Annotated in this window: 11 protein-coding genes, 5 tRNA genes and 1 riboswitch; of the genes, 11 read left to right on the top strand and 5 right to left on the bottom strand. The window is 56.1% G+C overall.

Annotation, left to right across the window (positions count from 1 at the left end; genetic code table 11):
* Window positions 1–63: 63 nt before the first annotated feature.
* Window positions 64–573, bottom strand: a complete 510-nt coding sequence (locus tag CKW26_RS07585) for a 6,7-dimethyl-8-ribityllumazine synthase (RefSeq protein WP_095048117.1) — start codon at window positions 571–573, stop codon at window positions 64–66.
* 101 nt (window positions 574–674) lie between these two features.
* Window positions 675–846, bottom strand: a riboswitch (FMN riboswitch).
* A 198-nt stretch (window positions 847–1044) separates the two neighbouring features.
* On the opposite strand from CKW26_RS07585, the gene ltaE reads away from it, so the two are divergent.
* From ltaE to CKW26_RS07545, 8 genes are all read left to right on the top strand, one after another.
* Window positions 1045–2049, top strand: a complete 1005-nt coding sequence (ltaE, locus tag CKW26_RS07580) for a low-specificity L-threonine aldolase (RefSeq protein WP_095048116.1) — start codon at window positions 1045–1047, stop codon at window positions 2047–2049.
* Between the two features lie 146 nt (window positions 2050–2195).
* Complete coding sequence (gene alaS, locus CKW26_RS07575; RefSeq protein WP_095048115.1) at window positions 2196–4814, top strand: alanine--tRNA ligase; 2619 nt, start codon at window positions 2196–2198, stop codon at window positions 4812–4814.
* A gap of 90 nt (window positions 4815–4904) precedes the next feature.
* Window positions 4905–6146 carry an aspartate kinase gene (locus CKW26_RS07570; protein ID WP_007919332.1) on the top strand — a complete coding sequence of 414 codons (1242 nt, stop codon included), beginning with the start codon at window positions 4905–4907 and terminating at the stop codon, window positions 6144–6146.
* A gap of 187 nt (window positions 6147–6333) precedes the next feature.
* Window positions 6334–6522, top strand: a complete 189-nt coding sequence (csrA, locus tag CKW26_RS07565) for a carbon storage regulator CsrA (RefSeq protein ID WP_002554426.1) — start codon at window positions 6334–6336, stop codon at window positions 6520–6522.
* A gap of 62 nt (window positions 6523–6584) precedes the next feature.
* Window positions 6585–6675, top strand: a tRNA-Ser gene (locus CKW26_RS07560).
* A 107-nt stretch (window positions 6676–6782) separates the two neighbouring features.
* A tRNA-Arg gene (locus CKW26_RS07555) sits at window positions 6783–6859 on the top strand.
* A 72-nt stretch (window positions 6860–6931) separates the two neighbouring features.
* Window positions 6932–7008, top strand: a tRNA-Arg gene (locus tag CKW26_RS07550).
* 71 nt (window positions 7009–7079) lie between these two features.
* A tRNA-Arg gene (locus CKW26_RS07545) sits at window positions 7080–7156 on the top strand.
* Window positions 7157–7175: 19 nt separating this feature from the next.
* Here the strand turns inward: CKW26_RS07545 and CKW26_RS07540 are convergent.
* On the bottom strand, window positions 7176–7694 hold the full coding sequence (locus tag CKW26_RS07540) for a cell envelope protein SmpA (RefSeq protein ID WP_095048114.1): 519 nt from the start codon (window positions 7692–7694) through the stop codon (window positions 7176–7178).
* A 321-nt stretch (window positions 7695–8015) separates the two neighbouring features.
* Here CKW26_RS07540 and mgtE point away from each other — a divergent pair, with 321 nt between their 5' ends.
* Window positions 8016–9458, top strand: coding sequence for a magnesium transporter (gene mgtE / locus CKW26_RS07535; protein ID WP_095048113.1), 1443 nt, complete (start codon window positions 8016–8018; stop codon window positions 9456–9458).
* 113 nt (window positions 9459–9571) lie between these two features.
* On the opposite strand, the gene CKW26_RS07530 is transcribed toward mgtE, so the two are convergent.
* Window positions 9572–9898 carry an Arc family DNA-binding protein gene (locus CKW26_RS07530; RefSeq protein ID WP_003178899.1) on the bottom strand — a complete coding sequence of 109 codons (327 nt, stop codon included), beginning with the start codon at window positions 9896–9898 and terminating at the stop codon, window positions 9572–9574.
* A gap of 390 nt (window positions 9899–10288) precedes the next feature.
* Between CKW26_RS07530 and phnN the strand changes: the two genes are divergently transcribed.
* Complete coding sequence (phnN, locus tag CKW26_RS07525; RefSeq protein ID WP_095048112.1) at window positions 10289–10858, top strand: phosphonate metabolism protein/1,5-bisphosphokinase (PRPP-forming) PhnN; 570 nt, start codon at window positions 10289–10291, stop codon at window positions 10856–10858.
* Here the strand turns inward: phnN and CKW26_RS07520 are convergent.
* Window positions 10833–11012, bottom strand: a complete 180-nt coding sequence (locus CKW26_RS07520) for a PA3371 family protein (protein ID WP_095048111.1) — start codon at window positions 11010–11012, stop codon at window positions 10833–10835. The genes phnN and CKW26_RS07520 overlap by 26 nt on opposite strands.
* 20 nt (window positions 11013–11032) lie before the next feature.
* A complete protein-coding gene (locus CKW26_RS07515) occupies window positions 11033–11269 on the bottom strand; it encodes a hypothetical protein (protein WP_095048110.1) in 237 nt (78 codons plus the stop codon).
* Window positions 11270–11564: 295 nt separating this feature from the next.
* On the opposite strand from CKW26_RS07515, the gene CKW26_RS07510 reads away from it, so the two are divergent.
* Window positions 11565–11641: transfer RNA gene (locus CKW26_RS07510), tRNA-Arg, on the top strand.
* Window positions 11642–12099 lie beyond the last annotated feature (458 nt).

Genomic DNA, 12099 nt, shown 5'->3' with positions numbered 1-12099 from the left:
TCCTTCTTCGCGAGCAGGCTCGCTCCCACATTTATTTGAGTGAGGTCAAAACCTCACTCGGCGTCAGACCGCTACAGCATGCGGCTCGGTGCGGCGCAGTGCGCGAACCTTGCGCAACGTATCGGCGCAAGTCCGCGCCGCTTCCTGGCCCTTGTGTACAAAGTGCTCAAAGAAGAACTTCTGATGCTCGTCACCGGCATGGAAGTGATGCGGCGTCAGGGACACCGAGAACACCGGCACTTCAGTTTCCAGCTGCACTTGCATCAGGCCGCTGACCACCGACTGAGCGACGAACTCGTGACGGTAGATGCCGCCGTCCACGACCAGGGCTGCGGCGACGATGCCGGCATAACGACCGGTTCTGGCCAGCAACTTGGCGTGCAGAGGCATTTCAAAAGCGCCGCCGACTTCGAAGATGTCGATGTCCGATTCCTGATAACCCAAGGCAAGCATTTCGGCGACGAAGCCTTTACGGCTCTGGTCGACGATTTCCTTGTGCCAGCAGGCCTGAATGAACGCGACGCGCTCGCCGTGAGGGTGTTTGCTTTTGCTGTCGATAGCGGTGGGTTGCATGTTCTGACTCCTGTTTGTGTGAAAAACAGGGCGTTATGAATCGAAAGGGATTCAAGGGTGCGCACACGCACAACATCGCGCGGACGGCCCTTTGGCGTTAATCCCGTTCTCTCTTCATCCGGACTATGACCGTCGGCCCCGGAATCACACCGGGTCTGCTGACCTTGCCACCGCGCACAACCCAAGCTGTGTTCGTCGCCAAGCGCTCGCGGGCTATGCGCATTGCGCGCAATTACCGCCGGTGGGGAATTGCACCCCGCCCTGAGAACGTTTTTGCCGCCCTTTATCGGGCGGCGCAGCGTTTTTAACACAGATTGTGGCTGTGTGCATTGCGCCTTTCTGATGATTGCCATCGAATTTTCTGGCGGTTCGAAACGACTTTTCCTTGCGCAAGGGTTGATTAATCCGAGCGATGACCGCAGTAATTCAACTTCGTAAAGGGATTTCCCCTGCTGATTAGAGGCCAGGTTCATGAGCGTTATCGATCTTCGCAGCGACACCGTCACCCAACCGACTCCCGCCATGCTCGATGCGATGACCGCAGCGGACACCGGTGATGACGTTTACGGCGAAGATCCGACGGTCAATCGTCTCGAGGCCGAACTGGCCAAGCGATTGGGTTTTGCTGCCGCATTGTTCGTACCGACGGGCACCATGAGCAATCTGTTGGGGTTGATGGCGCACTGTGAGCGCGGCGACGAATACATCGTTGGCCAGCAGGCGCACACCTACAAATATGAGGGCGGTGGCGCGGCGGTGCTGGGCTCGATCCAGCCGCAGCCGCTGGAAGTGCAGGCCGACGGTTCGCTGGATCTGGATCAGGTCGCGGCGGCGATCAAGCCTGACGACTTCCATTTCGCCCGGACTCGTTTGCTGGCGCTGGAAAACACCATGCAAGGCAAAGTCCTGCCGCTGGAGTATCTGGCCCGCGCCCGCCGCTTCACTCAGGACAAAGGCTTGCAACTGCACCTCGACGGCGCGCGCCTTTACAACGCGGCAGTCAAGCTGGGCGTCGATGCTCGGGAAATCACTCGGTACTTTGATTCGGTGTCGGTGTGCCTGTCCAAAGGCCTTGGCGCGCCGGTGGGCTCAGTGCTGTGTGGCTCTGAGCAGTTGATCGGCAAGGCTCGTCGCTTGCGCAAAATGGTTGGCGGCGGCATGCGTCAGGCCGGGCTGCTGGCAGCGGCGGGGCTGTATGCGCTGGACCACAATGTTGATCGTCTGGCAGACGACCATGCCAACGCACAGTTACTGGCCGAGGGCTTGCGTGAAGCAGGTTTCATCGTCGAACCGGTGCAAACCAACATGGTTTATGTGCAAATGGGTGAAAAAGCTGAAGCGATCAAGGCCTTTGCCGCCGAACGCGGGATCAAGTTGAGCGCTGCCGCACGTCTGCGCATGGTCACGCACATGGACGTCAAACGCTCGCAAATCGAGCAAGTGATCGCGACATTCGTCGAGTTTTCGCGCAAGTGATAGCGTTAGCCGTCCAATTGACCGTTTCTATCGTATAAACACGCTGTACCCCGCGCGCAGGGCCGATATAATGCGGCCCTTTGCCGTCGCTTCGTCTGTTGACGTTTCGAACAGGCCTTTGGCCGCAGCCTCCGTGGAAGAACCTAATGAAAAGCGCAGAAATCCGTGAAGCCTTCCTTCGCTTCTTCGAAGAGCAAGGCCACACCCGTGTAGCCTCCAGCTCTTTGATTCCGGGCAACGACCCGACCCTGCTGTTCACTAACGCGGGGATGAACCAGTTCAAGGACTGCTTCCTGGGCCAGGAAAAACGTGCGTACACCCGCGCGACCAGCAGCCAGAAATGCGTGCGTGCCGGTGGCAAGAACAGCGACCTGGAAAACGTCGGTTATACCGCTCGTCACCACACATTCTTCGAAATGCTCGGTAACTTCAGCTTCGGCGACTATTTCAAGCACGACGCGATTACCTTTGCCTGGACCTTCCTGACCGGCGTTCTGAAACTGCCGAAGGAAAAACTCTGGGTCACTGTCTACGCCTCCGACGACGAAGCGTATGACATCTGGACCAAAGAAATCGGTGTGCCGGTCGAGCGCATGATCCGCATCGGCGACAACAAAGGCGCGCCTTACGCCTCCGACAACTTCTGGACCATGGGCGATACCGGCCCGTGCGGCCCATGCACCGAGATTTTCTACGATCACGGCGACCACATCTGGGGCGGCCCACCGGGCTCGCCGGAAGAAGACGGCGACCGTTACATCGAGATCTGGAACAACGTGTTCATGCAGTTCAACCGCACCGCCGATGGCGTGTTGCATCCGTTGCCAGCGCCGTCGGTCGATACCGGCATGGGCCTGGAGCGGATCAGTGCGGTGATGCAGCACGTCAATTCCAACTACGACATTGACCTGTTCAAGAACCTGCTGAAGGCCTCCGCTGAAGCCATCGGTTGCGAAAATGGCGACCAGTCTTCGCTCAAGGTTGTTTCCGACCACATCCGTTCGTGCGGCTTCCTGATCGCCGACGGCGTGCTGCCGTCCAACGAAGGTCGCGGTTATGTACTGCGCCGGATCATCCGTCGTGCCTGCCGTCACGGTAACAAATTGGGCGCCACCGGCAGCTTCTTCTACAAGATCGTCGCGGCGCTGGTCGCCGAGATGGGCGAAGCGTTCCCGGAACTGAAGAAGCAGCAGAGCAACATCGAACGTGTGCTCAAGGCTGAAGAAGAGCAGTTCTCCAAAACGCTGGAGCACGGCCTGAAGATCCTCGAGCAGGATCTGCTGGAACTCAAAGGCACCGTGGTGCCGGGCGACGTGGTGTTCAAACTCTACGACACCTACGGTTTCCCGATGGACCTGACCGCCGACATCGCCCGCGAGCGCAGCCTGACTGTCGACGAAGCCGGTTTCGAACGTGAGATGGAAGCCCAGCGTGTTCGCGCGCGTTCGGCCAGCTCCTTCGGTTTGGACTACAACACCCTGGTCAAGGTTGATGTCGCCACCGAATTCACCGGTTACAAAGACACCAGCGGTTCGGCAAAAATTGTCGCTATCTATAAAGATGGTCAGTCGGTCGACGTCTTGAATGAAGGCGAAGAGGCGGTGATCGTTCTGAATCAGACGCCGTTCTACGCTGAATCCGGCGGCCAGATCGGCGACTGCGGTTTCCTGCAGGCAGGTAACGCGCGTTTCGACGTACGTGACACCACCAAGACCGGTGGCGCCTTTCTGCACCACGGCGTGCTGGACTCGGGCAGCCTGACCATTGGCGCGCCAGTGGAAACCCACGTCGATGCCGAAGTGCGTCACGCTACCTCGCTGAACCACTCGGCCACGCACTTGCTGCACGCTGCATTGCGTCAGGTCTTGGGCGAGCACGTTCAGCAGAAAGGTTCGTTGGTGGATAGCCAGCGTCTGCGTTTCGACTTCAGCCACTTTGAAGCGATCAAGCCGGAACAGATCAAAGCGCTGGAAGACATCGTCAACGCGGAGATCCGTAAGAACTCCGCGGTTGAAACCGAAGAAACCGACATCGAAACCGCGAAGAACAAAGGCGCCATGGCGCTGTTCGGCGAGAAGTATGGCGACAACGTGCGCGTGCTGAGCATGGGCGGCGATTTCTCCGTCGAACTGTGTGGCGGTATCCACGCCAACCGTACCGGCGATATCGGCCTGCTGAAAATCATCAGCGAAGGCGGTGTGGCATCAGGCGTGCGTCGTATCGAGGCAGTCACTGGTGCTGCAGCACTGGCTTACTTGAACGCGGCAGAAGAACAACTCAAGGAAGCGGCCAGCCTGGTCAAGGGCAGCCGCGACAACCTGATCGACAAGCTGTCGGCTGTGCTGGAGCGCAACCGCCAACTGGAGAAACAGCTGGAGCAGTTACAGGCCAAGGCTGCCAGTGCCGCGGGCGACGATCTGTCGAACTCGGCAGTGGACGTCAAGGGTGTGAAGGTTCTGGCCGCACGTCTGGATGGTCAGGACGGCAAGGCGCTGCTGGCGCTGGTTGATCAGCTGAAAAACAAACTCGGCCGCGCAGTGATCCTGCTCGGCAGTGTCCATGAGGAAAAGGTCGTACTGGTTGCAGGCGTAACCAAGGACCTGACTGGCCAACTCAAAGCCGGTGATTTGATGAAGCAGGCTGCTGCGGCAGTGGGCGGGAAGGGCGGTGGTCGTCCGGACATGGCGCAGGGCGGCGGTGTCGACGCCGGCGCACTGGATGGTGCTTTGGCGCTGACCGTTCCATTCGTCGAGCAGGGTTTATAAGGCAGTCCGCCCGGCCCGCAGTCTAGTGGCGGGCCCGGCGGCTGTTCGAGTGATTATTGGGCGCCCTTCATGGGCAGAGGCGGCTTTGAAATGGCTTTGATCGTACAGAAATTTGGAGGCACCTCGGTCGGTACCGTCGAGAGAATCGAGCAGGTCGCCGACAAGGTTAAGAAATTCCGCGATGCCGGCGATGACCTGGTGGTTGTGCTGTCTGCAATGAGCGGCGAAACCAACCGTCTGATCGATCTGGCCAAGCAAATCAGTGGCGACACTCAACCGGTTCCGCGTGAGCTGGACGTGATTGTTTCCACCGGCGAGCAGGTGACGATTGCCCTGCTGGCCATGGCGCTGATCAAGCGCGGTGTGCCGGCGGTGTCGTACACCGGTAATCAGGTGCGGATCCTGACCGACAGTGCGCACAATAAAGCGCGTATCTTGCAGATTGATGACCAGAAGATTCGCGGTGATCTGAAAGCAGGTCGCGTGGTGGTTGTCGCCGGTTTCCAGGGCGTCGACGAGCACGGCAACATCACCACCCTCGGTCGTGGCGGTTCCGACACTACCGGCGTGGCACTGGCTGCCGCGTTGAAGGCTGACGAGTGCCAGATCTACACCGACGTTGATGGTGTCTACACCACCGACCCGCGCGTTGTGCCGGTCGCTCAGCGTCTGGACAAGATTACCTTTGAAGAGATGCTGGAAATGGCCAGCCTCGGTTCTAAGGTGTTGCAGATCCGTGCGGTGGAATTCGCCGGCAAGTACAACGTTCCGCTGCGCGTACTGCACAGCTTCAAGGAGGGTCCGGGCACCCTCATTACTATTGATGAAGAGGAAACCATGGAACAGCCGATCATTTCCGGCATCGCTTTCAACCGCGATGAAGCCAAGCTGACCATCCGTGGCGTGCCAGACACCCCGGGCGTGGCGTTCAAGATTCTCGGCCCGATTAGTGCCGCGAACATCGAAGTCGACATGATCGTGCAGAACGTCGCGCACGATAACACCACCGACTTCACCTTCACCGTGCACCGCAACGACTACCAGGCCGCACAGACCGTGCTGGAAAACACCGCTCGCGAGATCGGTGCCCGTGAAGTGGTTGGCGACACCAAGATTGCCAAGGTCTCGATCGTCGGCGTCGGCATGCGTTCCCACGCAGGTGTGGCCAGCCGCATGTTCGAATCCCTGGCGAAAGAAAGCATCAACATCCAGATGATCTCGACCTCGGAAATCAAGGTTTCCGTGGTGATTGAAGAGAAGTACCTGGAACTGGCCGTGCGCGCCCTGCACACGGCTTTCGAACTGGATGCTCCGGCCCGTCAGGGCGAGTAATTCCGTTTCTTGAAGGGCGCGGTCTGACCGCGCCCTTTATTTTTTGAATGGCGCGAGCCCTGAACTGTTCTTTTGCTCGCGCTGGTCAATACTCAGGCATGTAGGGCTACGATCGCTCCGGTTGTAGGTCGGGTGCCTTTTTTTTGCAGACTGTTGTCCCTGAAATGAATTGCGTGAGGAGAAAGGTATGCTGATTCTGACTCGTCGGTGCGCAGAAAGCCTGATTATCGGTGATGGCGAAATCACCGTGACCGTGCTCGGCGTTAAAGGAAACCAAGTGCGTATCGGCGTCAACGCCCCGAAAGAGGTTGCCGTGCACCGTGAGGAAATTTACCTGCGTATAAAGAAAGAGAAGGACGAAGAACCAAGCCATTAATTTTTATCGATTTTTATGTTTGCAAACGGGGAAAAGGTTGGTTAAGATACGCCCCGTGTTGCGGAGAGCTGGCCGAGTGGCCGAAGGCGCTCCCCTGCTAAGGGAGTACACCTCAAAAGGGTGTCGGGGGTTCGAATCCCCCGTTCTCCGCCATTATTTGCTTAGTACGTTGTAATCTGGCTTTTTCTGTAAGTTGTTGAAATTAATAGAAAAAGTGGTTGGAATAGAGATTAGACGGGCTATAATGCGGCGCAACAAATGCACTCGTAGCTCAGCTGGATAGAGTACTCGGCTACGAACCGAGCGGTCACAGGTTCGAATCCTGTCGAGTGCACCATTTAAGAGTCAGTTACAGCAATGTAAATGACTTGGCTTCAACCAGGTGTGATCTGGTCTAACAAACACAAATGCACTCGTAGCTCAGCTGGATAGAGTACTCGGCTACGAACCGAGCGGTCACAGGTTCGAATCCTGTCGAGTGCACCATTTAAGAGTTAGTTGCAGCAATGTGAATAACTTGGTTTCAGCCAGTTGTGGTCTGGTCTAAAAACACAAATGCACTCGTAGCTCAGCTGGATAGAGTACTCGGCTACGAACCGAGCGGTCACAGGTTCGAATCCTGTCGAGTGCACCATATACCAAAAAGCCCGCGTTTAACGCGGGCTTTTTGCTGTCCGGGATTTGGCTTTTGCTTTCACGCATCCTCGCTCGTCAAAATCAATTTGAGCCGAACGTCCTCGCTTGAGGTCGTATCGATAGCTCGTCGTCGATGTTCGGATATTTACCTTGTGCGGTTTACCTAGCGCGCTCTCGACATCTTGTTGGCTCATGCCGGCAATGACACGGCGATTGATGATCGCTTCGCGACGTTGCCTGGCGTCGATCAGGTTTCCGCATCTGTCTTCAGCGTGACCAACAATCCCCAGTGCTCGAGTTTTTGTTGTCATCCCGGATATTTCTTCATGATTGTGTTCCGGCATCACCGCCACGACTGATCCGGGGGAATAGGGGTGGACTTCCTGTGCTGAGCGCTGCTCGCCGTGCGCACAGCTCATCGAGGTGAAGGTGATGCTGCCATCATCGGCTTCGCAACGATGGAGGGTAAGGGCGGCCCCGGTGGGCGGCAGGCAGAGCAGACAGGTGAGCACAAGGTGGGATGGTTTCAATGGCATTCGGCGTCCTCCATGACGATCTACGCTCAAGAGTAGTCGCTACATTTTCAAGCGCCGGTGTGTTTTCTTTTCAGGATGAGTCGTCGCATTTGCAGGGATCAGGACAGTGCTCAGGTTTGTTTCGCAAGCGCTTGTTTCGACCGCGATTTTTTAACGTTTTAAACCGTCAGGCGGTGTATCATTGCGCCCGTCAGCCCCGCCGGGGCTTATGGAAAACCTCCATGGACTTACCCAGTAGTTACTCAGTAAATAGTTTCACCAATCATGAATTGACTGATTGATCCTTCCGGCGTGCCCCGCTGCTGGGAGTGGAGTTCGCCTATGTCTGAAATCGAAGTAAAGAAAACACAAGAAAGCCTGCAGGATCGCCTGGCTCAGGTCGTCGAACTGCTGCAGCGTCAGCGGGTCGTGGAAGACCTGACTCACCGCCAGGAAGGCGCGCATCACGATCGCGTCGAAAATCTGGTTCACCGACAAAATCTCGTCGAGCTGCAACGCAAGCTCGATGATCTGCACTCTGCCGACGTCGCCTACATCCTTGAAGCCTTGCCGCTGGACGATCGTCTGACGCTCTGGCAATTGGTCAAGGCTGATCGCGACGGCGACATTCTTCTCGAAGTATCCGACTCCGTTCGTGAAACGCTGATCGCCGACATGGACGATCACGAGCTCTTGGCTGCGGCCAAGGACATGGACGCCGACGAACTTGCTGACCTGGCTTCCGAGCTGCCGCGAGACGTCGTCCATGAGCTGATGGAGAGTCTGGATAACCAGCAACGTGAACGCGTACGGTCGGCCCTGTCTTACGACGACGAGCAGGTCGGTGCGTTGATGGACTTCGAGATGGTCACCATCCGTGAGGATGTCAGTCTCGAAGTGGTTCTGCGTTATCTGCGTCGACTCAAAGAGCTCCCCGGCCACACCGACAAGCTGTTTGTGGTCGATTACGACGGCGTGCTCAAGGGTGTGTTGCCGATCAAGCGTCTGCTGGTCAACGATCCGGAGAAACAGGTTGCCGAGGTGATGGCCAGCGATCCGGTGAGTTTCCATCCGGACGAAGATGCTTACGACGCCGCTCAGGCGTTCGAGCGTTACGACTTGATCTCGGCCCCTGTAGTCGACAAGAACGGCAAGTTGATCGGCCGTCTGACGATCGACGAAATGGTCGACCTGATTCGTGAAGAAAGCGAGAGCGAAGTTCTCAACATGGCCGGTTTGCGTGAAGAGGAAGACATCTTCGCCTCCGTCTGGAAGTCTTTACGCAACCGTTGGGCATGGCTGGCGGTCAACCTGATCACTGCGTTTGTCGCCTCTCGAGTGATCGGTCTGTTCGAAGGCTCGATCGAGAAGCTGGTAGCGCTCGCAGCGCTGATGCCGATCGTGGCGGGTATCGGCGGCAATTCCGGTAACCAGACGATCACCATGATTGTTCGCGCCATGGCGCTCGACCAAGTCAGCACTGGCAATACCTCGCGTCTGATGCGCAAGGAGTTGGCGGTGGGCTTGATTAACGGCTTGGTCTGGGGCGGTGTGATCGGCGTCGTTGCTTATCTGCTCTACGGCAGTTGGTCGTTGGGCGTGGTAATGACGGCAGCGATGACGCTGAATCTATTGCTGGCTGCGTTGATGGGGGTGTTGATCCCTATGACCCTGGCGAAGATGGGGCGAGATCCGGCGATGGGGGCGAGCGTGATGATCACTGCGATGACGGACAGCGGTGGTTTCTTCATCTTCCTCGGGCTGGCGACAATCTTCCTGCTCTGATCGGTATTAGCGAAACAGCCCGCCAATTGGCGGGCTTTTTTGTGGCTGCGAAATCTCAAATGCCGCGCAAAAAAAAGCCAGCAATTAAGCTGGCTTGAGATGTTCGGTATGGCTCAGGACGCGTCTGCTGCCATTTCGGCGTCATGGGCAATCAAGGACACCAAAGCGTTTTGCTGACGATGAGACAGCTGGCGGAAACGTTGCAACAGCTCGCGCTCGTGCAACGACAGTTCCGGGCTGTCCAGGCGCATGCTCAGCTCTTCGCCCAGTGCACCTTCCTGAATAAGACTCTGCTCAAGGCGCGCAATGATCTCGGAGTTCATGCTGCGATGATGATTGCGAGCCACCTCGGCAATGCGTTCACGCATTCCGTCTGGCAGACGTACGACGAACTTGTCAGCCGTACGGCTGGAATAAATTGCCTGTTTCAATGGGCGCATATATTTAACCGGTTAGTTCAGGGGAGCGGTTCTCGGGATTGGCCGCAGGATGTGTGGTAGGACAAGCATCCGCGCCAAATGGTTCAACCTGAATTGTTAAGAGGCCCGCATCATGCCTCAAAATTGCCAGATCATTGGCGTCAATTCTGTGACAAATATTGAGCTGGGTAAAGGCGTAATGCCAGCACCAATTATCAGAAATGCGGACTGGTTAGAAATCTTCACCTCTGTCCGCATCCTTGTCCGCTTCCTGCTGCACATCAATTGATGTCCGATAGCATCAGAACGTGCATGCTATGCGGGTTCTGCATCCTTGTTCCTTACCTGTACAGGATAGTGGCAAATTGCCGATTTACTAGTGGCATACACCTGCTGGAGGGCGTTTTCAGGATGGATGGCAAGCTAATTTACTTGATGGGGCCGTCCGGGTCAGGCAAGGACAGTTTGATCGAGGCTGCGCGAGCCCCCTTACGTGCATTGAACTGTGAAGTGATGCGTCGGGTGATCACGCGATCTGCCGAATCGGTGGGGGAGGATGCTGTTGGGGTGACACCGGATGAGTTTGAGCAGCGTGAGCGCGCCGGCGAATTTTCATTGGCCTGGCGTGCCAATGGTCTCGCCTACGGGATTCCAGTGGAAATGGATCAATGGCTGAATGCCGGACGGCATGTATTGGTCAATGGTTCCCGGGCCAATCTGCGTCAAGCAATGGAGCGCTATCCAGCGCTGCTGCCAGTTTTGCTGACAGTTCGGGGTGAGGTGTTGCGAGAGCGTCTGCTCAAGCGCGGTCGAGAAACGCTTGAGCAAATTGACGCAAGACTGGATCGCAATATGTTGTTCAAGGATAGGCGGTCAAGTGATGAGCCGGTAAATGTCATTGATAATTCCGGGGAGCTGGCGGAGGCCGTCAGTGATCTTTTGCGTCTGATCAGGCTCAGCGTAAAACCGGATCAAATTTGATCTTTCTTCCCGCAGCCAGTGCCAACACAAATAGTGTGGCAAAAATGGCGCAGCCAATCAGGGGCAGGGTGATTTCAGCGCCCTCGAACAGCGATAAATGCACAACGCCACTCAATAGGGCGAGGATCAGAAATCCCGCAGCTGACTTGGACATGTTTTACTCCTGAAGATGTTTCAAAAAACCAGATATTCGGAGGTCAGTGCTGGTCGCACCTGCTCGGAGTTACTGACGGCCTGTGGGGTAGAGGTGTCCTGATCGTTCAGCACCGCCAGTTGGGGGGCTTTTTGTACCTGCAAGTAATACGGCATGCGCTGGGCCAATGGCTTCTGTGTTGCACGCTCGGGCACAAACTGGAAGCTCACCAAAACCGCTAGAGCAATTGCATTTGCAAGCAAAAGGGCGCTGTTCATGGATGTAGCTCCGAATGTTCTTCGATAGAACAGACAAAGCAGCCGTCGTGCCAACAGTTTAACCTCTGTTAAGTCCTTTAAAAACAAGCATTTGAGCGGGTTTCTCGAATTGTGCAGGTTGCAATCTGCAATAGTGGCTTTTCTGGGGGCGTGCAAAATGCACGGTAAATCTTCCCGCAGCATTGCAGGCCGCTTGCCTACACTTAAAAAGCCAAACGGACGACATGACAAATCAGGGTTCGGTGGTTAACATGCACGCCGTCCGTCATGCAGCGTCTGCTGCGACAAAGCGTGTGTCTCAGTAGCTCAATTGGATAGAGCATCCCCCTCCTAAGGGGAAGGTTGGCAGTTCGAACCTGCCCTGGGACACCATCTATTGTTGAAACTCCCCTCCTTTAATACTCGATGGTCTTGAAGCGCTCAATCAGCAGGCGTGGCAAGGCCTAGTCGTAATTTGTATGCGCTTTCTCTTGGAGGGCTTTCTGGTTGAGTTCGAATCAGGCATGGGAGTTGTGTCTATATAGAGGGAGCTTTTTCGCCTGCTTTGATAGAAAAGTGAAATTAACGGTTGACGGCAGATTCAGGATGTCTATAATTCGCCCCACTTCCGGCGCAGTCGAAACGGAAAACTCCTTGATATTCAATGAGTTATGTAGGTTTCGGCGGCAGGTTGCTTCAGTTTATCGAAGCCAGAAGGAAGTTGAAAAAGAGGTGTTGACAGCAGCGTGTAACGCTGTAGAATTCGCCTCCCGCTGACGAGAGATCGGAAGCGCAAGTGGTTGAAGTTGTTGAAGAATTCTTCGAAAACTTCTGAAAATAATCACTTGACA

The organism is Pseudomonas sp. Irchel s3h9 (assembly GCF_900187475.1).
Classification (GTDB): domain Bacteria; phylum Pseudomonadota; class Gammaproteobacteria; order Pseudomonadales; family Pseudomonadaceae; genus Aquipseudomonas; species Aquipseudomonas neuropathica.
Note: the sequence above shows the minus strand (reverse complement) of the source record. Positions and strands in the feature narration are given on the sequence as shown.